General features: G+C 74.0%; 18 protein-coding genes. 10 read left to right on the top strand and 8 right to left on the bottom strand.

Translation table 11 applies throughout. The features are described from left to right. Nucleotides 1-26: 26 nt before the first annotated feature. Nucleotides 27-1,610: an MFS transporter gene (locus E0504_RS04625; protein ID WP_112104976.1), complete on the top strand. Its 1,584-nt coding sequence runs from the start codon at nucleotides 27-29 to the stop codon at nucleotides 1,608-1,610. A 15-nt stretch (nucleotides 1,611-1,625) separates the two neighbouring features. Here E0504_RS04625 and E0504_RS04620 read toward each other — a convergent pair whose 3' ends face one another. From E0504_RS04620 to E0504_RS04605, 4 genes are read right to left on the bottom strand one after another with little or no spacing between them, the layout of a single operon-like run. After that, nucleotides 1,626-3,311 (bottom strand): ABC transporter ATP-binding protein, encoded by a 1,686-nt coding sequence (locus E0504_RS04620; protein WP_131622132.1) that lies wholly within the window; start codon nucleotides 3,309-3,311, stop codon nucleotides 1,626-1,628. Next, the gene (locus tag E0504_RS04615; protein ID WP_112107181.1) at nucleotides 3,308-4,240 is read right to left on the bottom strand and encodes an ABC transporter permease; all 933 of its coding nucleotides are present in this window, start codon (nucleotides 4,238-4,240) and stop codon (nucleotides 3,308-3,310) included. The genes E0504_RS04620 and E0504_RS04615 overlap by 4 nt, the downstream gene beginning before the upstream one ends. After that, a complete protein-coding gene (locus tag E0504_RS04610; RefSeq protein ID WP_131622130.1) occupies nucleotides 4,237-5,223 on the bottom strand; it encodes an ABC transporter permease in 987 nt (328 codons plus the stop codon). The genes E0504_RS04615 and E0504_RS04610 overlap by 4 nt, the downstream gene beginning before the upstream one ends. Continuing rightward, a complete protein-coding gene (locus tag E0504_RS04605; RefSeq protein WP_131622128.1) occupies nucleotides 5,220-6,791 on the bottom strand; it encodes an ABC transporter substrate-binding protein in 1,572 nt (523 codons plus the stop codon). Before E0504_RS04605 ends, E0504_RS04610 begins: the two co-directional genes overlap by 4 nt. Nucleotides 6,792-6,882: 91 nt before the next feature. On the opposite strand from E0504_RS04605, the gene E0504_RS04600 reads away from it, so the two are divergent. Next, entirely contained in the window at nucleotides 6,883-7,755 is an 873-nt protein-coding gene (locus tag E0504_RS04600; protein ID WP_131622126.1) for a TetR/AcrR family transcriptional regulator, read from the top strand. Between the two features lie 102 nt (nucleotides 7,756-7,857). Here the strand turns inward: E0504_RS04600 and E0504_RS04595 are convergent, their stop codons facing one another. After that, nucleotides 7,858-13,371, bottom strand: coding sequence for a type I polyketide synthase (locus E0504_RS04595; protein WP_131622124.1), 5,514 nt, complete (start codon nucleotides 13,369-13,371; stop codon nucleotides 7,858-7,860). A gap of 118 nt (nucleotides 13,372-13,489) precedes the next feature. Beyond that, complete coding sequence (locus E0504_RS04590; RefSeq protein WP_112107251.1) at nucleotides 13,490-14,800, bottom strand: phenylacetate--CoA ligase family protein; 1,311 nt, start codon at nucleotides 14,798-14,800, stop codon at nucleotides 13,490-13,492. A 317-nt stretch (nucleotides 14,801-15,117) separates the two neighbouring features. Here E0504_RS04590 and E0504_RS04585 point away from each other — a divergent pair, with 317 nt between their 5' ends. The 7 genes from E0504_RS04585 to E0504_RS04555 are packed head-to-tail and all read left to right on the top strand — an operon-like array spanning nucleotide 15,118 to nucleotide 23,260. Then, nucleotides 15,118-16,158, top strand: a complete 1,041-nt coding sequence (locus tag E0504_RS04585; protein ID WP_131622122.1) for a ketoacyl-ACP synthase III family protein — start codon at nucleotides 15,118-15,120, stop codon at nucleotides 16,156-16,158. Then, a complete protein-coding gene (locus E0504_RS04580; RefSeq protein ID WP_112107193.1) occupies nucleotides 16,158-17,810 on the top strand; it encodes a (2,3-dihydroxybenzoyl)adenylate synthase in 1,653 nt (550 codons plus the stop codon). The genes E0504_RS04585 and E0504_RS04580 overlap by 1 nt, the downstream gene beginning before the upstream one ends. Beyond that, nucleotides 17,807-18,079 carry a phosphopantetheine-binding protein gene (locus E0504_RS04575; RefSeq protein ID WP_112107195.1) on the top strand — a complete coding sequence of 91 codons (273 nt, stop codon included), beginning with the start codon at nucleotides 17,807-17,809 and terminating at the stop codon, nucleotides 18,077-18,079. Before E0504_RS04580 ends, E0504_RS04575 begins: the two co-directional genes overlap by 4 nt. Continuing rightward, nucleotides 18,076-19,557 carry an amidohydrolase family protein gene (locus E0504_RS04570; RefSeq protein WP_112107197.1) on the top strand — a complete coding sequence of 494 codons (1,482 nt, stop codon included), beginning with the start codon at nucleotides 18,076-18,078 and terminating at the stop codon, nucleotides 19,555-19,557. The genes E0504_RS04575 and E0504_RS04570 overlap by 4 nt, the downstream gene beginning before the upstream one ends. After that, nucleotides 19,554-20,417 carry a 2,3-dihydro-2,3-dihydroxybenzoate dehydrogenase gene (locus tag E0504_RS04565; RefSeq protein ID WP_131622120.1) on the top strand — a complete coding sequence of 288 codons (864 nt, stop codon included), beginning with the start codon at nucleotides 19,554-19,556 and terminating at the stop codon, nucleotides 20,415-20,417. The genes E0504_RS04570 and E0504_RS04565 overlap by 4 nt, the downstream gene beginning before the upstream one ends. Before the next feature lie 57 nt (nucleotides 20,418-20,474). Next, nucleotides 20,475-21,221 carry an isochorismatase family protein gene (locus E0504_RS04560; RefSeq protein ID WP_071062928.1) on the top strand — a complete coding sequence of 249 codons (747 nt, stop codon included), beginning with the start codon at nucleotides 20,475-20,477 and terminating at the stop codon, nucleotides 21,219-21,221. Then, nucleotides 21,218-23,260, top strand: a complete 2,043-nt coding sequence (locus tag E0504_RS04555) for an anthranilate synthase family protein (protein WP_112107201.1) — start codon at nucleotides 21,218-21,220, stop codon at nucleotides 23,258-23,260. The genes E0504_RS04560 and E0504_RS04555 overlap by 4 nt, the downstream gene beginning before the upstream one ends. 88 nt (nucleotides 23,261-23,348) lie before the next feature. Here the strand turns inward: E0504_RS04555 and E0504_RS04550 are convergent, their stop codons facing one another. After that, nucleotides 23,349-23,747 carry a helix-turn-helix domain-containing protein gene (locus E0504_RS04550; RefSeq protein ID WP_198541287.1) on the bottom strand — a complete coding sequence of 133 codons (399 nt, stop codon included), beginning with the start codon at nucleotides 23,745-23,747 and terminating at the stop codon, nucleotides 23,349-23,351. Between the two features lie 110 nt (nucleotides 23,748-23,857). Here E0504_RS04550 and E0504_RS04545 point away from each other — a divergent pair, with 110 nt between their 5' ends. Next, nucleotides 23,858-24,727 carry an SDR family oxidoreductase gene (locus E0504_RS04545; RefSeq protein ID WP_112107204.1) on the top strand — a complete coding sequence of 290 codons (870 nt, stop codon included), beginning with the start codon at nucleotides 23,858-23,860 and terminating at the stop codon, nucleotides 24,725-24,727. Nucleotides 24,728-24,785: 58 nt separating this feature from the next. On the opposite strand, the gene E0504_RS04540 is transcribed toward E0504_RS04545, so the two are convergent. Beyond that, nucleotides 24,786-25,658 carry a helix-turn-helix transcriptional regulator gene (locus E0504_RS04540; RefSeq protein ID WP_112107205.1) on the bottom strand — a complete coding sequence of 291 codons (873 nt, stop codon included), beginning with the start codon at nucleotides 25,656-25,658 and terminating at the stop codon, nucleotides 24,786-24,788. Between the last annotated feature and the right edge of the window lie 24 nt (nucleotides 25,659-25,682).

Raw genomic sequence — 25,682 nt, 5'->3', positions numbered from 1 at the left:
CTCGCCCCTCCCGAGAACGGCTCCCCATGCGTAAATGGCTACCCCTGCTCACGGTCTCCCTGAGCACCTTCATGCTGCTCCTCGACGTCACGATCGTCAGCGTGGCGGTGCCGGCCATGGCCGACGCGCTCGACTCCTCGTTCACCGATCTGCAGTGGACCGTCGACATCTACGTCCTGGTGCTCGCCGCCCTGCTGATGGCGATCGGCTCGGCGTCCGACCTCTTCGGCCGCCGCCGGATCTTCCTCCTCGGGCTGGTCGTCTTCGCGGCGGCCTCGCTCGCCTGCGGGTTGGCTCCGAACATCGGCTTCCTGATCGCCGCCCGGGGCATGCAGGGGCTCGGTGCCGCGGCCATGTTCGCGACCAACGCCGCCCTGCTCAGCGCCACCTACCGCGGCCGTGACCTCGGTGTGGCCTTCGGGGTGTGGGGCGCGGTCAACGGCGCCGCCGCGGCGCTGGGCCCCATCGTCGGCGGCCTGCTCACCGAGCACATCAGCTGGCGGGCCATCTTCCTGGTCAACCTGCCGGTGGCCGCGGTCGCCATCGTCATCGCCCTGCGTGCCGTCACGGAGTCGCGGGACCGGGCGAGCGGCCGCATCGACATCCCCGGCACCGTCACGTTCACGCTCGGGGTCTCCCTGCTCATCTACGGCCTCATCGAGGCCGGTGACCAGGGCTGGTCGGATTTCGTCACCCTCGGGTGCCTCATCGGCGCCGCCGTGGCTCTGGTGGTCTTCGTCCTGGTGGAACGCGGCCGGCGCGCGCCGATGCTCGACCCGCGGCTGTTCCGCGGCCCGTCGTTCTCCGCGCTCATGCTCGGCGGCTTCGTCCTGACCGGGGCGGCGTTCGCCAACCTGGTGTTCGTGTCGGTGTGGGCGCAGACCGTCCTCGACTTCGACCCGGTGAAGGCCGGTCTGGTGCTCACCCCGCTGGCGGGGATGTCGTTCGTGGTCGCCGGGGCCGGCGGCCGGCTGCTGCACGGAGTCCCGCCGAGGATCTCGATCGGGGCCGGCCTGCTGTTCGTGGGAGCCGGGACGCTGCTCGACATGGTCATCGCACCGTCGTCGGGATGGACCGCGCTGCTGGCCGGACTGATCGTCACCGGTGTCGGGGTGGGGCTGGCCTCGCCGGTCCTCGCCTCCGCCGCGCTCACCACGGCGCCCCCCGAGCGCGCGGGCATGGCCAACGGCGCGATGAACACGTTCCGCCAGCTCGGGTTCGCGGTCGGCGTTCCCGTCTTCGGCACGGCCCTGGCCGGGCAGGCACGGGCCACGCTCAGCGACAGCGGCCAGTTCGACGACCCGCAGGCCACCGCCAGCGCGCTGTCCGGCGGCGGCGCGCCGGAGATCATCGCGCGCGTGCCCGCGGCCGCGCGCGCCGCGGTCGACCAGGCCCTGCACGCCGCGTACGCCGACGGGCTCGATCGGGTCTTCCTGATCAGCGGGGTCGCCGCGCTGGTGGCGGGTGTCGCGGTGCTGCTGCTGGTCCGACCGGTACCGACGGCCCCCCGCGCCGCGGCGGCCGACGGCCCGGCGGGCGCGGCGGTACCCGGGGGGCCCGCGATCCCCGCGCCCGGCGGCAGCCAGCTGCCGACGGGGGCGAACGGCTGAGCGGCGGGGCCGCGGTCAGGCCCCGGGCGGCGGGGCGGCGAGCAGCCCGCCCCGCAGCTCCCGGACGTGGTCGGCCACCGCGCTGACGGCGCCCCGGTCGTGGCTGATGAACACGGCGGCGAGACCGCGCTCGGTGACCAGGCCGCGGACCAGCCCGCAGATCGCGCCGGCCGACACGGGATCCAGCGCCGACGTCACCTCGTCACAGATCAGCAGGTCCGGAGCCGTGGCCAGGGCCCGGGCCAGGGCGAACCGCTGGCGTTGGCCGCCGGAGAGTCGCCCGGGGCGGCGGGCCGCCAGCTCCGGGGCGAGCCCCAGCTCCGCGAGCAGCGCGGCGACTTCACCGCCCGACTCCTCCGGTCCCTCCGGTTCCCCCGCCTCCCGCGCGTCGCCCGCGGCGAGGGCGTAGGCGCGGGTCACCGCCTCGCCGACCGGACGACGCGGGTTGAGGGACGTGTACGGGTCCTGGAAGACGTAGCCGATCCGGCGGCGCTGCGGCGGTGGGCGATCCGTCGCCGAGGGTGCCAGCGGCACTCCGTCGAGCTCCACGGTCCCGTCGTCCCACGGGTGCAGGCCGATGACGGCGCGGGCCAGGGTCGTCTTCCCGGTGCCGGAGACGCCGACGACGCCGACGCACTCACCCCGTCGCACGGTCAGGTCGACACCGCGCAGCACCTCGGCCCGGCGGCGCGCGGCCCCGGTGGAGACCCGCAGCCCGGCGACGCGCAGCTCCACCGCGCCGGGCCCGGGGGAGAGGGAGGGGGCAGCGGCAGGGCCGGGGCCCGGGGCAGGCTCGGCCCCGGCCGCCCGTGGCGACGCCTGTGCCGGTGGCTGCTGTGCCGGTGCTGGTGCCGGTGCGTGGCTCAGCCGCCGGCTGGCGGCACTCAGCGCCCGGGTCGGGCCGGTGCGCGGCCGGTCGAGGACGTCGCGGGGCGCTCCCCGCTCCACGATCCGCCCGGCGTCCAGCACGACGAGCTCGGGCACGCCCGGCAGCTCGGCCACAGCCGCCAGGTCATGGCTGACCAGCACGAGCGAGAACGAACGCACCGCCCGCCGCTGCTCGATCAGGGCCAGCAGGGCGGCCGCCTGGTCGGGGTCCACGTTCGCCGTCGGCTCGTCGAGGACCAGCACGTCCGGCTCGCCGGTCAGCGCGAGCGCGAGCAGCAGCCGCTGGCGCTGCCCGCCGGAGAGCTGGTGGGGATACCGCGCGAGGAAGGCCCGATCGTCGGGCAGCCCGACCGCGCGCAACGCCGCGGCGGCCCTCGCCCGCACGTCCGCCCCCCGGCCGCCGACGAGGCGGATCATCTCCGTCAGCAGCGCCGAGACGCGCATGGTCGGGGTGAGCGAGGCCGCCGGATCCTGCGGCAGGTAGCGCACCCGGCGGCGGCGCAGCTCCCGCGCGCGGGACGCGCGCGGGGCGAACACGTCGACCCCGCCGATCGTCACGCCGCCCGACGTCCGGGTCAGGCCCGGCCCGAGGTGGCCCAGCAGGGCGAGCGCGAACGTCGTCTTGCCCGCGCCGGAGGTGCCGATGACCGCGAGGGTCCCACCGGCAGGCAGGTCACAGGAGGCGCCGTCGAGGACCGCGCGCCCGCCGGCCGCGGCGACGCTCAGGTCGGCCACGACGACGTCCGCGGCGGGCTCCTCGGGGCCCTCGGGGGCCTTGCCGACGTCCGGTGCGCCGGCCGTTCTGGTGGTCATTCCCGGTTCGTCCCGTCGGAGTGGGCGACCAGCCAGTCGCTGATCAGGTTCGTGCCCACCGCCAGCAGCGTGATCGCGAGGGCCGGGGCCAGCACGCACCAGGGCGCGACCGTGATGCCCCCGCCGTTCTCGTTGATCATCTGGCCCCAGTCCGGAGTGGGCGGCTGGGGGCCGAAGCCCAGGAACCCGGCCGCGCTGATGATGATGATGGCCTCGACCATCCGCGTGCCGGCGTCCGCGAAGATGATCGTCCGGAGGTTGGGAAGCAGGTCGCGGACGAGGATCTGGCGGGTCGGTGTCCCGCACAGGACCGCCGCCTCGACGTAGGGCTCCGTGACGAGCGCGCGGGTCGCCGCGTAGATGACCCGCGCGGTGGGCGGCGTGAGGACGACGACGATCGCGGCGAAGGCGGCGAGGCCACCCACGCCCAGCGCGCTCGCCGCCGCGGCCAGGACCAGCACCGCGGGGACGGCGAGGATGACGTCGAACACCGCCAGCACGGCCCGCGCGCCGCCCCGGCCGAGCCAGCCCGCGAGCAGGCCCGTGCTGACGGCGATCAGCTGGGCGGAGGCGACCGCGAGGACCGTGATGAGCAGCAGGCTCCGGCCGCCGACGAGCATGCGGGAGAGCACGTCCCGGCCCAGCAGGTCGGTCCCGAGCGGGTGCGCCCCGCTCGGCCCGGCGAGCGGGCCGGAGACGCTGGCGGTCGTCGGGTAGGGGTGGACGAAGACACCGACGAGAGTCGTCAGCACCGGTACGCCGAGGACGAGCAGACCGATCACCAGTCCGGTGCGTCCGCGCAGGTGCTGGCGTCCAGGGAGCCCACGGCCGCCGCGGCCACCCGGCTCTGACGCGGCCCCGGTCGCTTCGCCGGGCAGGGCGGTCTCGGTCGCCGGCCCGGTGCCGGACGCGGCGGAGGGCCCGCTCACGTGGCCGTCCGGGCGCGGGGGAGCAGGAGCCGGACGGCGCCGTCGGCGAGGGCGCTCACCGTGACCACGAACGCGGCGACCACGATCGTCACCGCCTGGATGACCGGGACGTCCCGCTGGGAGACGGCGGTCTGCAGCGTATTTCCCACCCCCGGGTAGCCGAACACGATCTCGACGACGACGACGTTCGTGACCATCGCGATCATGGTCAGTGCCCCGGCCTGGCACAGCACGGGCAGCGCCGCCGGAAGGATGTGCCGGGCGACGACCCGCCGGCGCGGGATGCCGCGCAGGCGGGCGGCGAGCGCCCAGGGCATCGCGGCGGCGTCGAGCACGCTGGCGCGGACCAGACGCGTCACGTAGGCGAAGGAACTTAGCGTCAGCGCGGCCGCGGGCAGGACCAGCAGCCGTGGCTGGAGGATGGCCGGGCGGGTGGGATCGACCAGCGCGAGCGCGGGCAGCCAACGCAGGTCGACGGCGAACAGCAGCACGAGCAGGGAACCGGTGACGAAGGCCGGAACGGCCGACACCGTCAGCGAGAACAGGAGCAGCAGCCGGTCCACGGCCCCGCCGGGCCGCAGGCCCGCGGTCACGCCGGCCAGTGTGCCGGTCACCAGCACGGCGGCGAGGGCGGCGGCCGCCAGCGTCAGACTGTTCACCATCGGCCGCGACAGCAGGGTGGCCACCGGCAGGTCGTTCACCTGCGACCGGCCCAGGTCGCCGTGCGCCAGCCCGGAGATCCACCGCAGGTACCGCTCCCAGACCGGGTGCTCGAGCCCCAGCCGGACATGCTCCGCGTGGAGCCGCTGTTCCGTGGCGTAGGGGCCCAGGCGGGCGCGCACGTTGTCACCGGGCAGCGCGGACGTCGCGGCGAAGGTCACGACGGACACCCCGAGGATGACGGCGAAGGCACCGGCCAGCCGCCGGAAGGGCGACGGCACGCGGCCGGCCAGCGCACGCGGCCCGGCAGGCGGAGTGCTCACCCCGTGCGATGGATGAAGATCAGGTCCGGGATGCCGAAGTTGGGGCTGGAGTCGACCCCCCCGACGGACGGCGCCGTGGCGACGAGTCTCGGCGCGAAGCCCCACACGAGGTCGGAGCCGGAGTCCCAGAGCTGCTTCTGCAGGCCGTCGAACGTCGTTCGCCGCTTCGCGGCGTCGAGCTCGCCCACTCCGTCGGCGAACCCGGCGTCCCAGTCGGGCTTGCGCCAGCCGAAGTTGAACGGGCCGTCGGACAGGTAGACCAGCGGGGCCATGTCGGTGAACGCGCCGACCTGGGCGAACGCCACGCCCGACGCCTTCGCCCACTCCTCGGGCTGCGCGAAGTAGACGTCCGGCGGGATGACCTCGACCTTGATGTCGAAGCCGACCTCGCGAGCCTGGTCGGCGAGGAGCTGGGTCGCCTCGACGAGACCCGGGCCGATGGGCGAGGTCAGGAGGGTGGCCTTGACCGGGGTGGGCACCCCGGCCTCCCGCAGGAGCGACTTCGCCTTCGCCGGGTCGTGCGGCCGCTGCGCGATCGAGCCGTTGTAGTTCGGCAGGCCCTTGCCCCACAGGTCGTTGCCGACGGAGCCGAATCCGAACAGCGTGGTCTCGACGAGTTTCTCGCGGTCCACCGCGTACCGCAGGGCCTGCCGGACGCGCTCGTTGTCGAACGGCGGCGCCGCCATGTTCAGGAACCAGGCGAGGCCCTGCTCGGCCGCGCCGCGGTGGATGGTGACCCCGCGGTCCTCCCGCAGGGTCGAAGCGTCCAGGTAGGCGACGTCGTCGGCCCAGTCCACCTGGCCCGACCGCAGCGCGGACAGCCGCGACTTCGCGTCCGGCGCGGCCACCAGCTCGATCTCGTCCAGGTAGCCCCGGGTGTCGCCGTCCCAGTAGTCGGCGCGCCGGCGCAGGACCGTGCGCTGGCCGGGCACGAACGAGGCGATCTCGTACGGGCCGCTGCCGACCACGTCGCCGAGCTGGGACGCCGGCCTGCCACCCGGCATGATCACCAGGACGACGCCGCTGACTCGGGCCGGCAGGTCGTACACGGGGGCGGTCAGCGCGATGGTCGCGGTGCGTGCGTCCGTCGCCTTGCTCGCCTTCAGATCGATCGCGGCGATCGCGGCGCCGCTCTCGGTGCCGGCGAACGTCGCGAAGCTGGCCAGCACGTCGGCCGTCGTCAACGGCTTGCCGTCGGAGAAGGTGATCCCCGGCTTCAGCTTGAGCGTCCAGACGGCCGCGTCGGCGTTGGGCGTCAGGCTCTCGAACAGGCGCGGGGTGACCGAGCCGTCCGGGTGGGCGTCGCCGAGGCGCTCGTACACCGCCAGGCCGCGCACCGAGCCCAGGACGTCGTGCCCTTTCACGATGTCCAGGGTGTCGGCCGGGCTGCTCGCGAACGCGGCCCGCAGTTTCCCGCCGCGGCGCGGGGCCGCCGCCCCCGCCGCGCCCGTGGCTGGCACGGCGGGATCGTCGTCGCCGCAGGCCGCGAGCAGTGCCGGCGCCGTGAGGGCGCCGACGGCGAGCAGGCCGGCGCGCCCGAACGCGCGACGGTTGAGAGCAACGTTCATCGAGGTCTTCTCCTGGGGGCCCGTGCCACCCAACCAGCGGGCAGCTAAGGGTAACCTTATGCATAGACCATTCGCTTAAGGAAGACCTTAGTTGCATCTGACCTGGGTTGACGGGTCGGCATGCGACGATGGTCCGGTGTGGGCACAGGGTGAAGACGGCGACACGGCGGGCACCGCGGAGTCCGGTGCGGAGTCCGGTGCCGAGCCCCCTGCCCGGACGGAGCCGGCGACGCGGCCGTCCGGGGTGCTCGGCCGCTACGGCCACCGGCGGCCGCGGCGGGGTCTCACCCCGCAGGTGGTTGTCGACGCCGCCCTGCGGGTCGTCGCCCGCGACGGCCTGGACGGGCTCACCATGCGGGCCGTCGCGGCGGAACTGAACACCGCGACGACCTCGCTGTACCGGCACATCGCCGACCGGGACGCGCTGCTGACCGCGATGCTCGCGAGCGTCGCGTCCGGCCTGCCGGTCACCGTGTCGGGCCGGACACCCCTGGAGCGGGTCGCGGCCCGGCTGATCGGGGCGCACGACCTGCTGGCCGACTGGCCCTGGGTGCCCTTTGTGCTGGTCACCGGGCAGTATGTCGCCGCGGAGTCGCTCGCCTTCGACGAGGCGAACCTGGCCGATCTGCTCGCGGCCGGGCTCGACATGCCCGCCGCCGCGCTCGCCTACCGCAGCTGCTGGCACCTGCTGGTGGGCGAGCTGCTGGACCAGCACGCCGCGCCGGCCGCCGCCGCGGCCCGACGTCTGCGGCGGGCCGCGATACCGGTGGCCGACCTGCCCGTCCTGGCCCAGGCAGGCCCCTTGCTGACCGACGCGGGGGGCGACTCGTTCGCCCACGGCGTCGCGCTGCTGCTGCGAGCCGTGGTCACCGGGGCTGGAGTCGGGGCTGGAGTCGGGGCTGGGCCCGGAGCCGGGCCCCTCCGACCCCTTCCAAGTCCGGGCGCCCGACCCCCGGAGCCCTGAAGCCCGGAATTCGGGGCCCGGAGAGCCAAGTCAGCCCCCTGCCAGGCCGGGCGCGCCGGTCCGCCCGGCCGCTGAACTGGGCGGGCGGCCCGGCGCGGCCCCTCAGCCTCCGCCCACCAGGTGCGGCAGGGCCGGATCACCGGCGTCGCCGAGGATCGACGCCAGATGGCCGGCTATCGCGACCACCGTGGGATGGTTCCACAGCAGCGTCGCGGGCAGGGCGAGGCCGAACTCGCGTTCCAGCGCGATGCGCACGGAGGCGGCGAGCAGCGAGTCGACCCCCGCATCGGTGAGCGGCTGGTGCGGGTCGAGGCTGGTCACGTCCGTGCCGAGGACGGCCGCGACCCGGCCACCGACCACGCCCAGCAGGTGGTCGGCCAGCTCGTTGCCCCGCAGGCCGATCCAGTCCGGCACGTCGGCCGGTGCCGCCGCGTCGGTGGTCGCCAGCTCGGACAGCAGCGCCGGCCGGGGGCCGGTGTGCCCGCGGGCGAGCCCGAGCACCGCGACCAGCGGTGCGCTCGGCGCACCGGCCCTGGCCGCCGCCGACGTTGCCGCCGCTGACGCTGACGATGCGGCGGCGGTCTGGTCGAACGCGCGCAACGCCTCGTCCGGTGAGATCGGCGTCGTGCCGCGGGCGGCGAGTTCCATGTCCGTGGTGTCGCCCGAGGTCGCCATCCCCAGGCCCTGCCAGCTCGTCCACGCGATGCTCACCGACTCGCGGTGACCGGCGGTCCGCCGGTGCGCGGCGAGGACGTCCAGGAAGGTGTTCGCGGCCGCGTAGGCGCCCTGACCCGGCAGCCCGAGCAGCGGGCCGGCGGAGGAGAACAGCACGAAGAAGTCGGTGCTGCCCGGCGGGAACAGCTGGTGCAGCACCCACGCCCCGTCCACCTTCGGCGCGAGCACCTCGCGCAGCCGCCCGTCGTCGAGGCGGCGCAGCAGCTCGCCGTGCACCACGCCGGCGGCGTGCACGACGCCCCGGACGGGGGGCAGGTGCGCGACGTCGAGCGCCGCGCGCATCGCCGCCAGGTCGGTGACGTCGGCCGCGACCGTGTGGACGGTGACCCCGGCGGCCTCCAGCCGCCGGAGGGACGCGGCTCGCGGATCCTCATCTGTCCAGCTCGCCCGCGCTGGCATGGGCGTCCGGCCGAGCAGGACGACCCGGCGGGCCCCGCGTGCGGCCAGGTGCTCGGCGACGACGAGGCCGAGCACCCCCAGGCCCCCAGTGATCAGATACGTGCTGTCGGCGCGGCAGGTGAACGCCTCGGCCGGGCCCAGGGGCACGGGTACCAGCCGCGGCACCAGGACCCTCGGCGTGGGGTCGGTGGGGTCGGCGCCGCCCGGCGCGGGAGCCGGCCCGACGGCGACCAGGGGCTCGGCGGGAGGCGTCGCGAACAGGTCCACGACTGTATCGGCGTCCCACCGGCCTGCGGGGACGTCGACGACGGCTCCCCAGAGCTCGGGATGCTCGGTGGCGACCACCCGGCCGAGTCCCCAGAGGGGTGAGTGCGCGAGGGCCTGCGGCCCGCCAGCCTCGCGGACACCCCGGGTCAGGCACCACAGCCGCGGGCGGGGCTCGGGGAGCGCGGCGACGCGCTGGACGAGGGCGGTGAACGCCGACGCGCAGTCGGCCGCCGGCGGCGCCACCACCGACGGCGCACCTGCCGGGGTAACGGTCGTACCGCCCGCGTCAGGCCCGGCACCGAAGGCGTTCCCGCCCGCCGCGCGCCCGCCGGCCGGCGCGGCCCACGGCGCGAACACCACGTGCGCCGCCGTGGCCACGGCGTCCGGATCGTCGTCGACGACGGCTCCACGCGCTGCGCAGGCCGGCGTGAACTCGCGCGCCACCTGGTGTGATCCGAGCACGAGGATCGTCTGGCCGGCCAGCGGATCCGCGGATGCCGGCTCGGCGGAAACCGGCCCCGCGGTCGGCAGCCAGCTCATCTCGAAGCGGTCCGTGCCGCCGCGGCCGTCCAGGTCACCGTCCAGCTCGCCGTAGCGCAGCCCGCGCAGCGCCGCCTCCGATCCGGAGCCCGGCCCGGCGCCGGCGACATCGCCGTAACCGTGGACCGTGACGTGCACGGTGTTCTTCTGCTCGGCGTCCAGCCATACCGCGACGCGCGCGGTGGCCGGTGGCGGCCCGGCCACCTGGACATGGTCGATCCGCGCGGGCATCCGCAGGACGGCGGGCCCGGGGAAGATCACGGACGCGGCCGACAGCGCGGCGTCGAGCACCGCGGCCCAGCTGCGGGTCGCCTCCGTCGTCACGACGGCGGACATCGACCGCGGGCCCCGGCGGAGCTCGGTGACCGTCCACGGGTAGCCCATGTCCGCGACCCCGAGCTCGGCCAGCCTGGTCACGACGTGATCGTCGGGCAGGGTCTCGTCCTGCGCCTCGGGTTCCTCACCCGGGACCGGCGATGCGGAGCCGCCCGCCGGCAGCGCCGTGGTGTGGGTCGACCAGCCGGCGGAAGGGCCGGTCAGCGGGCGGGTCACCAGCCGTAGGCCGGCCTCGTCGTGGACGACCCGCAGCTCGATCGGCTCGCCTTCCTCCGGCACCACGACCGGCTGGCGCAGCGCGACCTGGCGGAGCTCCTCGGTGCCGGCGGCGGTGAGAAAGGTGTTCAACAGGACGGCCGCCGGCACGATCTCCGTCCCGAGTACCGGATGGGTGCGCGGGTGGGGCCGGGTGCGGAAGTCCAGCGTGGTCCGCCACATCCGCTGCCGCGCGTTGGGCACGGCGAGGTCGGCGCCGAGCAGGGTGTCGGCGGGGAACTCGGTGCCCGCCGCCCCGTCCACCCAGTGGCGGGTGTGCCGCCAGGCGGTGGTGGGCAGGTCCACGGCGGGCCCGTCCGGGGCCGCCGGCCAGTTCACGCTCACACCGTTGCAGTGCAGGGACGCGAGCGCGGTGAGCAGCGTCCGGCGCTGGGGCTTGTAGCGGCGCAGGCTCGGTACCACGACGCCGCCGGTGTCCGCCGGTGTCCCGGCACCGGCCGCGGCGAGCGTCTCGGTGATCGAATGACTGACCACCGGGTGCGCCGACACCTCGAGGAACACCCGGTGGCCGTCGTCGTACGCCGCGGCGACGGCCTCCCGGAAGCGGACGGGGTTGCGCAGGTTCGCGGCCCAGTAGACGGCGTCCAGGCGGGGCCGTGACCGCGGGTCGTTCACCGCGGTCGCGTAGAGCGGCACGGCCACGGCACGGGGCCGCAGCTCCGCGGCGGCCACGGCGAGGTCCGGGCACAGCGGGTCCATCTGGGGGCTGTGGAACGCCACGTCCGAGTCGATCCGGCGGACGGTCCAGCCCGCGTCGGCGGCCCGTGCGGCGACGCGGTCGACCACCGGGATGTCCCCGGATACCACTGTCGACGCCGGGGCGGCGGAGATCGCGGCGACGGCCCCGGCGGCGTCCGCTCCCATGTCCGCCAGCCAGGACTCGACCTCGTCGAACGACCGGTCGACCATCACCATGGCGCCACGCCCGGCGACCCGGCGCAGCAGCATCGACCGCCGGCACACCAGCGTCGCGCCCTCGGTCTCGGTCAGCGCCCCCGCGGCGACCGACGCGGCGATCTCACCGACCGAGTGGCCGATCACCGCCCGCGGCACCAGGCCGTACGCCCGCCAGACGGCCGACAGCCCGACCTGCATCGCGAACAGCATCGCCTGGATGACGTCCACCGAGCCCAGGTCTCCGGACTCCAGCACCTCCCGCGGGCGGACTCCCAGCTCGGCGGCGAAGACCGGGTCGATCCGGTCGATCGCGGCGGCGAAGGCCGGCTCGTCGGTGAGCAGCTCCCGCCCCATGCCCGACCACTGCGCGCCGTGCCCGGAGAACACCCACACGGCGCCGGGCGCCTTGCGGTGCGCGTGCGCGGCCGGGCCCGCGGGCAGGCCGGCGCGCGCGGCGGTGCCGGTGACGACGGCGGGATCCGCCCGTCCCTCGGCGAGGGCAGCCAGACCCGCCGACAGCTCGGCCCGGTCCTCGGCGACGACCACCGCCCGCGCGCTGAGGTGGGAGCGGCGGGTGGCCAGGGTGTCCGCGACGGCAGCGAGGTCGGCGCGGGCGATCCCGGCGCGCGCTCCGCCCGGGCGGCCGTGGCCGTTTCCGACGCTGGGGCCGGGGCCGCCGGGGTTGAGCGCGGCCGCCAGACGGGCGGCCTGGGCGGCGAGACCCGCCTGGCTTGTCGACGACAGCGGGTAGAGGCGGAGATCGGATGCCGCCGTCCGTTCCGGGCCGCCGCGCCGCCCGGCCTGACCGGCCGACGCGGGCCGCGGCGGGGCCTCCTCGAGGACGACGTGGGCGATGGTGCCGCCGTAGCCGTAGCTCGCCACCCCTGCTCGGCGCGGATGACCGCTGGCCGGCCACGGAGTCGTCTCGGTCACCAGACGCAGGCCGCTGGCCTCCCAGGGGATGTCGGGCCGGGGGCCGGTCACCGTGCGGGTCGGCGGAAGGACGCCGCGGCTCAGCGCCAGCGCTGTCTTGATCACGCCGGCGATACCGGCGGCGGCCTCGGTGTGCCCGATGTTGGTCTTCACCGAGCCGATCAGGCACGGGCGCGGTATCCGTCCGCCGTCGCCGTCGCCCTCGTGGTGATCGGCGGTGCGGTTGCCGACGACGGCCGCCAGCGCGGCCGCCTCGATCGGGTCACCGACCCGGGTTCCGGTCCCGTGTGCCTCGACGTAATCCACCTCGGCCGGCGAGACGCCCGCGTCGGAGTAGGCCCGTCGCATCAGGTGCGCCTGGGCCTCGCTGCTCGGCGCCATGATGCCGTCGGTGCGGCCGTCCTGGTGGACGGCGCTGCCGCGCAGCACGGCGATGATCCGGTCACCCGAGCGCAGCGCGTCGGAGAGGCGGCGCAGCACCACGATCCCGCAGCCCTCGCCCCGCCCGTAGCCGTTCGCCGCGGCGTCGAAGGCCTTGGACCGGCCGTCCGGGGAGATCGCCCCGGCCCGGTCCAGCACCGTGGTCAGGCCGGGGCCCGCCATCAGCATCACGCCACCGGCGAGCGCGACCGGCACCTCGCCGCGCAGCAGGCTCAGGCGTGCCTGGTGCAGCGCGACCAGCGACGAGGAACAGGCGGTGTCGACCACGACGCTCGCGCCGCGCAGGTCGAGCGTGTAGGAGATCCGGTTCGCCACCGCGCACAGCGACGCCCCGATGCCGGTCCAGGCCTGGACGCCGGGCAGGTCCTCCAGCAGCCTGCGGCCGTAGTCGTCGGTGCCGACCCCCAGGAAGACCCCGGTGTCGGTGCCGGCGAGGTTGGTCGGCGGGATCCCGGCGTGCTCCAGCGCCTCCCAGGCGACCTCCAGCGCCATCCGCTGCTGGGGGTCGAGCTGGCGGGCCTCGGTCGGCGAGATCCCGAAGAAGGCGGCGTCGAAACCGGCGATGTCGTCGATGAAGGCACCGCGGTCGATGACGCGGGACAGCACCGCGGCCTCCTCCCGCGAGCGGCCGCGGTAGGCGTCCCAGCGGCCGGCCGGCACGGGGCCGGCGGCCGTCCGGCCGGCGAGGAGGAACTCCCAGAACGACCGCGGGCTGTCGATGCCTCCGGCGAACCGGCAGCCGATGCCGATGATCGCCACCCGGTCGTCGGGGGGCGGGCTGAACCTGCTCATGTGTCACCGCGGCGGGTCGGGCGCCACACGTCCTGGGCGGCGCGGAAGGGGGAGATGGTGGGAACGCCGGGGGAGGTCACCGGCCACAGCGGCACGCGGCCGCGGGCGACTACGGCGGTCACTGGTACATGACCGCCTTGCTCCACTCCTCGCCCGGCCCGAACAGATAGCGGGCCTTGAGGATGTCCCGCTGCTCCCGCAGCGCGTGGGCCGGGACGATCGTGCCCGGCGACAGGCCGGTGACCTGGTGCGGAACTCCCAGCTCCCGGTCGATCGCCGCGCGCAGCTCCTTGACCGCGCGTTCGCGGGCCTCGTCCGCCACCTCGATCTCCACCCGCAGCACGTCGGGCTCGGCGGCCGCGCGCCAGAACATCACCTCGCACGCGGCGGGAAGCCGGAAGACCAGTTCCTCGACCTGCTGCTGGGTGATGGGGGTGGAACCGACGTGATAGGCGAACGCCGCCCGGCCGAGCACCCGCACGGTCGGGAGCGGCCAGCCGCACGGGCAGGGCCGCGCGGAGACCTCGACCTCGTCGGCGAGGTTGTACCGCAGCAGCGGCATCGCCTCCCGGAACAGCGGGGTCACGACCAGCTGGCCGCGCCCGGTCGAGCTGAGAGTCCCCGTCTCCGGCGACCAGACTTCGAAGATCGCCCGGTCCGCCCACAGGTGCATCGCCCCGGACGGGCACTGGCCGGCCATGGTGCCGGTCTCGGTCGAGCCGTACTCCTCGATCACCGGGATGCCGCCCCAGATCTCGCTGATGCGCTGGCGCCGCGCGGCGGTGAGCGGCTCGGCCGCGACGAACATCGCCCGCAGCGCCGGGAAGTCCCGCTCCGGCCGCAGCCCCGCGGCCCGGGCGGCGGCCGCCAGCAGCAGCGCCTCGGTCGGATTGGACCAGGTCAGCGTGACCTCCAGGTCATGCACCACCCGGACGATGCGGGACAACGGGGTGGCCATCGACCGCGAGTCGCCGGGCACGACCGTGGCGCCGCACAGCCGGCCGGCGGCGTGCGCTAGATGGCCGGTGATGAGCAGCGCGTACGGGGTGCGGACCAGGAAGGTGTCCGACGAGCTCATGCCGATCCACTTGCGGGCGTACCGTTCCGCCAGGTCGGTCCAGTCCTTCTCGGTGTAGTAGGACGCGGTCGGGTCGCCGGCCGTGCCGCTCGACTCGTGGTACGTCGCGAGCTCCGTGCGCGCAACGGCGAGCATGCCGAACGGGTAGGCGTCGCGCAGGTCCTGTTTGGTGGTGAGGGCGAGGCCCGCGAAGTCGGCCGCGGTCCGCGGCGGCTCACCGCCGGCGTACCGGGCCGCGTAGAAAGGCGAGCGCAGCGCGGTGGCCAGGACTCGGGGCAGTTCGGCGCGTTGCAGGGCGGCAAGTTCGTCCGGGTTGGGCCAGCTGGTTGCGTCAGGACGCGTCCACGGCATCGGGACTCCCGTTCGGGTGAGGTTCGTTGCGAGGTGCGTGTCAGATGGACCGACGACGTCCAGCAGCACAGCACCGGAACCTGCTCCGGATCGTGAGTAGCCGGCACTCAATTCGGTCGTCAGTAGCGGGCCGGGAGTGCTGCGAGGAACCTGCCGATGACGGCCGGAAAAGGGTTCCGGAAGCTGGGTCCACCGAGAATCTTTGAGTAGTGACTACTCACGAGATCGGAATACGCGTCGTGTTCTTCTTTTCTTCGCGGCCGGCTGGCGGCAGCCGGAGGAGACCCAGTTGATTCACGTGGAGGAGATATCCAACGATGAGGACCACGAATCTGTATCTCGCCGGGATCGGCAGCCATCTGCCGCCCCTGGAACCGGTCGAGCGGGCCGTCGCCGAGGGCCGTTACGATTCCGCCGCCGCGAAGGCGTCCGGGATGCGCTCCGTGGCGGTCAGTGACTCGACTCCGGCCCCGGAGATGGCCATCGAGTCGGCCCGGGCGGCGCTGGCCGGCTCCCGGCACACCGCGGACGACATAGGCGTGCTGTTCCACAGCTACACCCATCACCAGGGCCCGGACGGCTGGTCGGCGGTGCACTACATCCTGCGCAACACGGTCGACCGGCCGGTGCCCGCGGTCGAGGTGCGCCAGGGCTGCCTCGGGATGATCGCCGGCGTGGAGGCGGCCGCGAACCGGCTCGTCGCCAACCCGACCCACGACGCGGCGCTGGTCACCACCGGCGACAACTTCTCCACGCCGCTGGTCGACCGCTGGCGTGGCTCGGGCCTGTTCCTGCTGGCCGACGCCGGGTCGGCGGTGGTCGTGTCGCGCCGGGCCGGATTCGCCGAGCTGCTCGCCGTCGGGTCGTTGTCGGATTCGTCGATGGAGATCCTGCATCGGGCCGGCGAGGATCTCTTTCCGCCGGGAATCACCCGGGGCCGCGGGCTGAACTTCGCCGAGCGGGCCGAGAAGGTGCGCGAGCAGTGGGCGGCCGGCCAGGCGCCCCCCATCAAGAATTTCGGCGACCGGGTAGCCGAGATAGCCGAGCGCACGCTGAAGGAGGCCGGGCTCACCCTTGAGCAGGTGAGCCGGGTCTGCCATGTCGGTTTCGGCCGGCCCGCGCTGGAGGCCATGTTCCTCGTCCCGCTCGGCCTGCCCGCCGACAAGGACACCTGGGACTACGTGAACACCATCGGCCACACCGGCGCCGCCGACCTGTTCCTCGGCCTGGAGCACCTGTGGCGCACCGGTCAGGTCGGCCCGGGCGACAACGTGCTGCTGATCGGCGCCAGCACGGGGATGGAAGCCGGGGCGGCCGTCGTCCGGATCACCGTGACGCCGGCGGAGTGGGAGGTCTGATGCTGCCCGGTTGCACCTCATGGCCGGCGGAGGTCGCTCGCGGCTACCGGGAGAAGGGCATCTGGCGGGGACAGACGATGGGCGCGATGCTGGCCGAGCTCGCCGGCCGCCACCGTGACCGCACGGCGCTGGTCCACCACGACCGCCGGATCAGCTACGCCGAGCTGGACGCCTGGGCCGACCGGCTGGCCGCCGGGTTCGCCGCGCACGGCGTCGCGCGCGGCGAGCGCGTCGTGGTGCAGCTGCCGAACACCCCGGAGTTCATCGCGATCGTGTTCGGGCTGTCCCGGATCGGCGCGATCCCGGTGTTCTCTCTGGTCGCGCACCGGGCGACCGAGCTGACCCACCTGGTGCGGCTGTCCGGCGCCACCGGGTACATGGTGCCCGAGACCTACCGCCGGTTCGACCACCTGGCCCTGGCCCGCCAGGTCCAGGCGGAGACCGACACGTTGCGGACGCTGTTCGTGTTCGGTGACCGTGCCGACGGCTTCGTCGCGCTCTCGGACGTCGAGGCCGCCGGCACCGCCGCCCGGGAAGCCGGCACCGCCGCGGGGGAGGCCCTGTCTCCGGAGGCCGACCCGTCCGATGTGGCGTTCTTCCTTCTCTCCGGCGGGACCACGGCGCTGCCGAAGATGATCCCGCGCACCCACGACGACTACGTGTACCAGTCCGAGCTGGCCGCCCAGGTGTGCCAGATGTCCGCCGAGGACGTCTACCTGGCCGTGCTGCCCGTCGAGTTCAACTTCGCCTTCGGCTGCCCGGGTGTGATCGGCACGCTGCAGACCGGCGGGACGGCCGTGCTCGCCGACACCCCGAACCCGCTGGACTGTTTTCCGCTCGTGGAACGGCACGGCGTGACGATGACCGCGATGGTCCCCTCCGTCGTGGCGCTGTGGCTGGAGGCCGCCGAGTGGAACGACGCGGACCTGTCGAGCCTGCGCCTGGTCCAGGTCGGCGGCGCCCGGATGACCCGCGAGTTCACCGCCCGGATCGGGCCGGGCCTGGGCTGCTCACTCCAGCAGGTGTTCGGGATGGCCGAGGGCCTGCTCTGCTTCAGCCACCCCGACGATCCGGCCGACGCGGTGCTCACCACCCAGGGCCGCCCGATCTCGCCCGCGGACGAGATGCTCGTCGTCGGGCCGGACGGCGACCCGCTGCCCAGCGGCGAGATCGGCGAGCTGGTCGCCCGTGGTCCGTACACGCTGCGCGGCTACTACCGGGTGCCGGAGTACAACGCGCGGGCGTTCACCCCGGACGGCTTCTTCCGCACCGGTGATCTCGCCCGGTTGACCCCGGCCGGTGACCTGGTGATCGAGGGCCGGATCAAGGAAATGATCATCCGTGGCGGGGACAAGATCTCCGCCGGGGAGGTCGAGGACCACCTGCTCGCCCACCCCGGCGTCACCGCGGCGGCCGTGACCGCCGTCCCCGACGACCTGCTCGGTGAGCGGATCTGCGCCCACCTGATCGTCGACGGGCCGGCCCCGTCGCTGGCCGAGCTCAAGCGGGCCATGCACGCGCGCGGCGTCGCCGACTACAAGCTGCCCGACGCCGTCCGGTTCGTGACCGAGTTCCCGCTCACCCCGCTCGGGAAGATCGACAAGTTGGCACTGGCCGCGGCGGCCGCGTCCGAACGGAAGGCTGAGGTATGACCGGCATCCCCGTACCGAACGAGGCGGCGCTGCGCGACGTCGTGGCGTCCGCGCTCGGCCTCGCGCCCGCGGATCTCGATCCGGAGGCGAACCTCGTCGTGCTCGGCCTGAGCTCCCTGGAGATCATGCGGCTGGTCGGCACCTGGCGGCGCCGGGGCGTGCCCGCGGACTTCGACCGGCTGGTCGCGGCCCCGACGCTCACCGGCTGGCTGGAGCACTTCGCCGAGCTGGTGCCCGCCGCCGACCCGTCGACGGAGGCGACCCGGTGAGCGCCCTGCTGATCACCGGCGGCACGGTCTACACCGCGGACGACGCCGAGCGCGTCGTGCCGGGCGGCGCCCTGCTGGCCCTGGACGGCGAGATCGTCGCGGTCAGCACCGCGTCCGAGGTCGCGGAACGGGTCGGCGAGCTCACCCCGGACATCCAGGCCGGCCTGGAGACCGTGGACGCCCGCGGGATGCTCGTCCTGCCCGGGCTGGTGAACGCTCACTGGCACGAGATGTTCTCGATGCGGTTCCCGATGCGGGGCGTGCTGCGCCCGCCGTCGGACCGCGAGGACAAGGCCGTCTTCATGGGCGCCGGCGGCGACATCCACCAGATCTCCGGGATGTTCGACTCGTTCGGCCCGATGATCGAGGCGATGACGCCCGACGAGGGCCAGGCGATCGCCGAGTACTCGATGTGGACCCAGCTGCGCGGCGGGGTCACCACCCTGGGCGACATGGGGTCGCTCAACCGGCCCGCATCCATGGTCGCCGCCGCTCAGACGCTCGGCCTCCGCTTCTCCGCCAGCACCTGGGCCTCGGACGCGATCTGTCCGCCGGGCGGCTCGCGCTTCGTGCGCACCCGGGACGCCGACACGGTGCTCAGCGGTGTCGAGTCGCTGCTCAAGACGGTCGGCGCCGACCCGACCGGGCTGCTGCGGGTCCGTCCCAGCATCGCCTACGTGACCAACATGACCGACGAGCTCGGCCGCGGGATGGCGGAGCTCGTCGACGCGAGGGATCTCGGGTTCGCCACGCATGTGGGCGCGCTGCGCAACGAGGTGGAGGTGATGCGGACCTTTCACGGCACCACCGGGGTGCGCCGCCTCGCCGAGCTCGGTCTCGTCAACGACCGACTCATGGCCGCGCACTGCGCGTTCGTGGACGACGACGAGCGGCAGCTCCTGCTCGACGCGGGGGTGCACATCAGCCACTCGCCGGCCAAGTACGGACCGTCCGGTGAGTCGTCGCTGACGGAGACCGCCGTCGTCCCGGCGCTGCGCCGGGACGGGCTGGAGGTGTCGCTGTCGACCGACGGCGCGGCCATGCCGATCGCCGGGATGGCCGAGACGATGCGGGCCGCCTGGCAGATGTACAACGAGATGAGCGCCGACCAGACCGAGGTGCGCGCCAGCGACGCCCTGGCGATGGCCACCCGCATCGCGGCCCGCGGCCTGCGCTGGGAGGGCGTCGGGAGCCTGGCGCCCGGCTACCAGGCCGATGTGGTGCTGGTGCGGGCCGACGACTGGCGGTACGTGCTCAACCCCAGGCCGATCGAGGGCTTCCTGTGGCTCGGCGGGTCCACCGACGTGGACACCGTCATCGTCGCGGGCCGCACGCTGCTGCGCGGCGGGAGGAGCCTCGCCGTCGACGAGCGGGAGCTCGAGGCGCGCTACCTCTCGGCGCTGGCCTCCTTCACCACCCGGGTGGTGAAGGTCCCGGCCGACGTCGTCGACCGCGCGATGCGGCAGGCCGCCCGATGACCACGACGGCGCAGACCAAGACGGCGCAGACCACGACGGCGCAGACCACGACGACGCCGAGGGCGGGGGGCTCCACCGCGCCCGGCGGGCCGTCGTCCGGTGGCGTGACGCTGGTGACCGGGGCCGCGGGCGGGATCGGTGCGTCGGTGGCGCGCGCGCTCGCTGTCGAGGGCACGCCGGTGGCGCTCGTCGACCGCTCCGCCGAGCCGCTGTGGCGGCTCGCCGACGAGCTGGCCGGCGCGGGCCGGCAGGTGCTCGCCGTCGCCGCGGACGTCACCGTCAGCGCCGACGTCGACGCCGCGGTCGCGAAGGTCGAGGCGGAGCTGGGCGCCATCGGCGGGCTCGTCAACGCGGCCGGTGTGCTGCGGACGGGGGCCGTCACCGCGCTCGCCGACGAGGACTGGGAGCAGACGCTCGCGGTGAACGCCGGCGGGGTCTTCCACGTCTGCCGCGCGGTGGCCCGCCGGATGGTTCCCCGCGGTGCCGGATCGATCGTCACCGTCGCCTCGAACGCGGCGCGCACGCCGCGGACCGGGATGGCGGCGTACGGGGCGTCCAAGGCCGCCGCGACCATGATCACCAAGGTGCTCGGCCTGGAGCTGGCCGGTCACGGAATCCGCTGCAACATCGTCGCTCCCGGTTCGACGCGCACTCCGATGCTCACGGCGCTGGCCGGCGACGCCGCCGAGCGTGCGTCGATCGAGGGCACCGCGGCGACCTTCCGCCTCGGTATTCCCACCGGACGGATCGCCGAGCCCGACCAGATCGCGGACGCGGTGCTCTTCCTGCTCTCCGACCGGGCCGCCCAGATCACCCTGCACGAGCTGACCGTCGACGGCGGAGCCACGCTCGGCGCCTGACCGTCGCACGAAGGCGATCGCCGCGCGGAAACGCGCAGAAAGGAACGGACCGCGGTCATGGGGATCACTCCGATCGAGTCCTATCCGATGCCGACCCCGGCCGACCTGCCCGCGAACATCGCGTCGTGGCGGGTCGAACCCGAGCGTGCCGTCCTGCTCATCCACGACATGCAGCACTACTTCCTCGCACCGTTCGCGCGTGGCGCGCAGCCGCACACCGACCTCGTCCACAACGTGCGCGCGCTGCGTGAGCGGTGCGCACAGCTCGGGATTCCGGTGATGTACTCGGCGCAGCCCGGCGGCATGAGTAGTCGGGACCGCGGGCTCCTGGCGGACTTCTGGGGGCCGGGAATGACCGCACAGGCCCGCGACCGGGGCATTCCCGACGAGCTCGAGCCTGCCCCGGCCGACACCGTGCTCACCAAGTGGCGGGCCAGCGCCTTCCACCGCTCGCCGCTGCTGGAGCTGATGCGCGATGCGGGTCGTGACCAGTTGATCATCTGTGGTGTGTACGCGCACGTCGGAGTGCTGCTCACCGCCGCCGACGCGTTCGCGAACGACATCCAGGCCTTCGTCGTGGCCGACGCGGTGGCCGACTTCACCCCCGAGTTCCACCGGATGGCGCTGGACTACGTCGCCATCCGGTGCGGGGCCGCCGTGGTGGCGGCCGACGTCCTGGGCTGGCTCGGCGCCTCCGGCGCCGCGTCGGCCGCGTCGGCGACGGCGGCCGGGTCGGCCGCTTCGGCCGGGTCGCCGGCGGGCGTGTTCGCCGTGGCGAACGGGGGCGGTGAGGAGCGGAGATGAGCATCCCGTCCCAGCGGAGCGAACCGGCCGGGCTTGCCGAGCTCCTCGACGCGCAGGACGCCCGACCGGAGGCGTTCGCCCTGCTGCACCGGCCCGACAGCGGCCCCGCCGGGCAGGTCGAGCTGTTGCGGGGGACGTTCGCGGAGATCGCCGGCACTGCGGACCTGCCGATCCCGGCCCACGGGCCGCCCGGCACTTACCACACCCTGGCCCTGCTGCCGTACCGGCTGATCGGCGAGCGAGGGTACGAGCATCACGACGACGGCGAGCCGCTGCTCGCGATGACCGTCACCGGCGAGCACCGCATACCGGTCGACGACGTCCTGCGCCACGTCCAGGACTGGCCGATCGACGTCGGCGACGGGTACTTCGACCTGGGTGACGACGAGTACGCCGAGCTGGTCCGCCGGGTGCTCGCCGAGGAGATCGGGTTCGGCGCCGGCGCCAACTTCGTGCTGAAGCGCACGTACATGCTCCAGGTCGACAACTGGTCGGTGCGGACGGCGCTGGCGTTCTACGGCCGGCTGCTCGCCGGCGAACTCGGGGCCTACTGGACGTTCCTGATCCACACCGGCGACCGGACGTTCGTCGGCGCGAGCCCGGAGCGGCACGTCAGCCTCGACGCGGGCACCGCGGTGATGAACCCGATCAGCGGCACGTACCGCTATCCGCCCGGCGGGCCGAGCGTGGCCGGTGTGCTGGAGTTCCTCGCCGACACCAAGGAGACCAACGAGTTGTACATGGTCCTCGACGAGGAGCTCAAGATGATGAGCCGGGTCTGCGACGACGTGCGCGTCGTCGGCCCGGGCCTGAAGGAGATGGCCCATCTCGCGCACACCGAGTACCGGATCGTCGGGCGCAGCTCCCGCGACGTGCGCGAGATCCTGCGGGAGACCCTGTTCGCCCCGACGGTGACGGGTAGCCCGCTGCAGAGCGCCTGCCACGTCATCGCGAAGTTCGAGCCGTCCGCGCGGGGCTACTACGCGGGGGCGGCCGCGTTGATCGGCTGGGACGCACTCGGCGGCCAGCGGCTCGACTCCGCGATCCTGATCCGCACCGCCGACGTCGACAGCACGGGCCGGATGCGGGTCGGGGTCGGCGCCACGCTGGTGCGCGACTCCCACCCGGCGGCGGAGACCGACGAGACCCGCGCCAAGGTGGCCGGCCTCCTGCACGCGCTGCGTCGCCCCGTCGTCCGGCTCGGTCGGTCCTCGCCCTCGAGCGGGCCCGCGGTGGCCGACCAGCCGGTGTCCGTACGGCCGGTGTCCGGGCAGCGGGCGCCACAGGCCACCGCGACAGGGCGGGCACGTGGACCGGCCGCCGGGCCGCGGGCGGCCAGTCCACGTCGCCCCGGTGCCCCCCTCGGCGAGGATCCGGCGGTACGGGCGGCGCTGGCGAGCCGGAACCTCCCGCTGGCGCCGTTCTGGCTGACGCCGGCGCAGACTCGTCCGCGCGACCGGGGCCGCCTGCTGATCGTGGACGCGGAGGACACCTTCACGGCGATGGGGGCGGCTCAGCTGGGCGCCCTCGGATTCGACGTCACGGTCCGCCGCTTCGACGAGCCCTACCAGATCGAGGGGGTCGACCTCGTCGTCCTCGGCCCCGGGCCGGGCGATCCACTGGACGGCGCGGATCCCAAGATCGCCAGCTTGCGGGCTGTCACCAGGAGCCTGCTGAACCTGGATGTGCCCTTCCTGTCGGTGTGCCTGAGCCACCAGGTGCTCTGCGACCTGCTCGGCCTACCGGTAATCCGGATGGCGGTTCCCAACCAGGGCGTGCGGCGGACCGCCGATCTGTTCGGCCAGTTGGAGCCGGTGTACTTCTACAACACCTTCGTCGCGATTCATCCGAGTGACCTGCTCGAGGGCGGGCCGGGAGTCGGACCGGTCGAGGTGGCCCGTGACCTGACCACGGGCGAGGTGCACGCGTTGCGGGGTGCCGGGTTCGCCTCCATGCAGTTCCACGCGGCCTCGGTGATGACCCGCGGCGGCCTGACGCTCATGGACACCCTGGTCACCGGTGTGCTGCGGGACCGGTGACGACGACCCTTCGTGGTGGCTGGTGGCTGGTGGCTGGTGGCCGGTGGCTGGTGGCTGGCGGTCGGCGGCACCGCCGGCGCCGGCCGGATCACGGTGTGGACGGCGTCGCGCGGGTGACGATCTCGTCGGCGTGCCGGGCGATCCAGGCCACCAGGGGGGCCAGGCGGGTGACCAGGTCGTCTCCGAGACCGGTGAGGCTGTACTCCACGTGTGGCGGGATGACCAGGAGAGCCTCACGGTGGACGAGCCCGTCCTGCTCGAGGGTGCGCAGCGTCTGGGCGAGCATCTTCTCGCTCACGCCCTCGATGGCTCTGCGCAGCTCCCCCCAGCGCAGGGTCCGCCCGGCCAGCGTGAGCAGGACGAGGATCCCCCACCGGCTCGTGACGTGGTCGAGGACCGTCCGGGTCGGACAGTCGCGGGGAAAGAAGCCGTCCGCGAAGAGGGCCCGCAGCCCGCCGAACTGGTCGCTGACCTGGTTACTAACCATGAAGACAGTACCTTACCTGAAGGTGGGTACTATGCGCAGGAAAGTGTTCGCGAGAGGGTCCTGGTGGGCGCAGACGGCGCTGTTCGACCACACCCACCACTGGAGGACCCATGTCCATCGTCGTCACCGGAGCCGGCGGTCACCTCGGCCGGCTCGTCGTCGAGAACCTGCTGGCCCGCGGCGTCCCCGCGGGGCGGATCGTGGCGGGCACCCGCAATGTCGACGCACTGTCGGCGCTGGCGGAGCGGGGCGTGGACGTCCGCCGCCTGGACTTCGACGACCCGGCCTCGCTCGCGACGGCGTTCACCGGGGCCGAGAAGGCGCTGATCGTGTCGGGGACGGACTTCGGCCGCCGGGTCGAGCAGCACGTGGGCGCGGCCCGGGCGGCGCGCGACGCCGGCGCGTCCCTCGTCGTCTACACCAGCGCGCCGTACGCCGACACCACCGACATGCTGCTGGCCGAGGACCACCGGGGGACCGAGGCGGGCATCCGCGCGCTCGGCGTCCCGTTCACCTTCCTGCGCAACGGCTGGTACTTCGAGAACTACACCGACCAGCTCCCGGTCTACCTCCAGGTGGGCGCGGTCGTGGGCTGCGCCGGCGAGGGCCGCGTCAGCGGGGCCGCCCGGTCGGAGTACGCCGAGGCGGCCGCCGCCGTCCTGACGGGTGAGGGGCACGAGGGCGCCGTGTACGAGCTGGGCGGCGACACGTCCTTCACCCTGCCGGAGCTGGCCGAGCAGATCGCCAAGCACACCGGCCAGCCGATCGTCTACCGCGACGTCACGCAGCCCGAGCTGGAGGCCGTCCTGACCGGCGCGGGTCTGCCCGGGCCCGTCGCGCGCGTCCTCGCCGACGCGGACCGGGCGATCGGCGCGGGACGGCTCCAGATCGACACCGGCGACCTGAGCCGGCTCATCGGCCATCCGACCGTCAACCTGTCGGACGCGGTGGCCGCCGCCGGCGCGCCCGCGGCGCCGTGACCGGCCGGGCAGGCTCGTGGACCGGCGCACCACGAAAGGCGGTCAGGACGGCGCGCGGCTATTCCTCGGCGAGGATTCGCTGCAGATAGTCGGCGAACTCTCCGGGCTGTGTGCTGTCAACGATCATGCGGCCCATGACCTCCGAGTACCGGAGCACGTCGGCTGGCTTTTCCAGGTAGACCGCACCTGTGAGGTACCTGCAGTGGACGAGGTCGGAAAGCTCCGGCTCGGCGAAGCGCAGGATGCTGAAGGTGCCGCCTTCCGCGGCGTGGCCGCCGAAGGCGAACGGCATCACCTGGATGATGACGTTCGGCTGTTCGGAGACCGCGAGCAGGTGCTTCATCTGGGCGCGGGTGACCCGCGGCCCGCCGACCGGGCGCCGCAGGGCCGCCTCGTCCAGGACGACCCAGAGCGTGGCGGGATCCTCCGGGTGGGTCAGTATCTTCTGCCGGTGCATCCGCAGGCTGACCCGGCGTTCGAGCTCTCCGGGCGGAGCCGCGAACTGGCTGCTGTTCAGGCCGATGGCGGCGCGGGCGTAGTCCTCGGTCTGGAGCAGGTCCGGGACGAACTGGGCCTCGTAGGCCCGGATCTGCGTCGCGGCGGTCTCCAGGCCGAGGTACATCTCGGACCAGTCCGGCAGGACGGCGGCGAAGGCGCGCCACCAGCCGGGCTGGTTGGCCTCCCGGGCCAGGGCGAGCAACGGGGCGCGCACGGCCTCGTCATCCACCCCGTAGAGGGTGAGCAGATCCTCGATGTCGCGAATTTTGAACGCGACCCGCCCCAGCTCCAGCCGGCTTATCTTCGAGTCAGAGCTCCGGATCGCATACCCGGCCGCCTCGCGGGTGATTTCCCGCTCCTCCCGGAACCGGCGAAGCTGGCCGCCAAGCAGGATCCGCAGCGCGACCGGCCCGCGGTTCCGCTGGTCTACCATCCTGTCCCCCGTAAGTGATCAACG

The sequence above is a fragment of the Parafrankia sp. BMG5.11 genome, assembly GCF_004337455.1.
This window is presented reverse-complemented; position numbering and strand designations above follow the sequence as displayed.

What these genes read in the sequence shown, in the direction of transcription:
- E0504_RS04545 (WP_112107204.1), top strand. Translation starts at nt 23,858, where the DNA reads ATGTCCATCGTCGTCACCGGAGCCGGCGGTCACCTCGGCCGGCTCGTC.
- E0504_RS04565 (WP_131622120.1), top strand. Translation starts at nt 19,554, where the DNA reads ATGACCACGACGGCGCAGACCAAGACGGCGCAGACCACGACGGCGCAG.
- E0504_RS04605 (WP_131622128.1), bottom strand. Translation starts at nt 6,791, where the DNA reads ATGAACGTTGCTCTCAACCGTCGCGCGTTCGGGCGCGCCGGCCTGCTC.
- E0504_RS04575 (WP_112107195.1), top strand. Translation starts at nt 17,807, where the DNA reads ATGACCGGCATCCCCGTACCGAACGAGGCGGCGCTGCGCGACGTCGTG.
- E0504_RS04560 (WP_071062928.1), top strand. Translation starts at nt 20,475, where the DNA reads ATGGGGATCACTCCGATCGAGTCCTATCCGATGCCGACCCCGGCCGAC.
- E0504_RS04625 (WP_112104976.1), top strand. Translation starts at nt 27, where the DNA reads ATGCGTAAATGGCTACCCCTGCTCACGGTCTCCCTGAGCACCTTCATG.
- E0504_RS04580 (WP_112107193.1), top strand. Translation starts at nt 16,158, where the DNA reads ATGCTGCCCGGTTGCACCTCATGGCCGGCGGAGGTCGCTCGCGGCTAC.
- E0504_RS04540 (WP_112107205.1), bottom strand. Translation starts at nt 25,658, where the DNA reads ATGGTAGACCAGCGGAACCGCGGGCCGGTCGCGCTGCGGATCCTGCTT.
- E0504_RS04585 (WP_131622122.1), top strand. Translation starts at nt 15,118, where the DNA reads ATGAGGACCACGAATCTGTATCTCGCCGGGATCGGCAGCCATCTGCCG.
- E0504_RS04620 (WP_131622132.1), bottom strand. Translation starts at nt 3,311, where the DNA reads ATGACCACCAGAACGGCCGGCGCACCGGACGTCGGCAAGGCCCCCGAG.
- E0504_RS04595 (WP_131622124.1), bottom strand. Translation starts at nt 13,371, where the DNA reads ATGAGCAGGTTCAGCCCGCCCCCCGACGACCGGGTGGCGATCATCGGC.
- E0504_RS04555 (WP_112107201.1), top strand. Translation starts at nt 21,218, where the DNA reads ATGAGCATCCCGTCCCAGCGGAGCGAACCGGCCGGGCTTGCCGAGCTC.
- E0504_RS04590 (WP_112107251.1), bottom strand. Translation starts at nt 14,800, where the DNA reads ATGCCGTGGACGCGTCCTGACGCAACCAGCTGGCCCAACCCGGACGAA.
- E0504_RS04550 (WP_198541287.1), bottom strand. Translation starts at nt 23,747, where the DNA reads ATGGTTAGTAACCAGGTCAGCGACCAGTTCGGCGGGCTGCGGGCCCTC.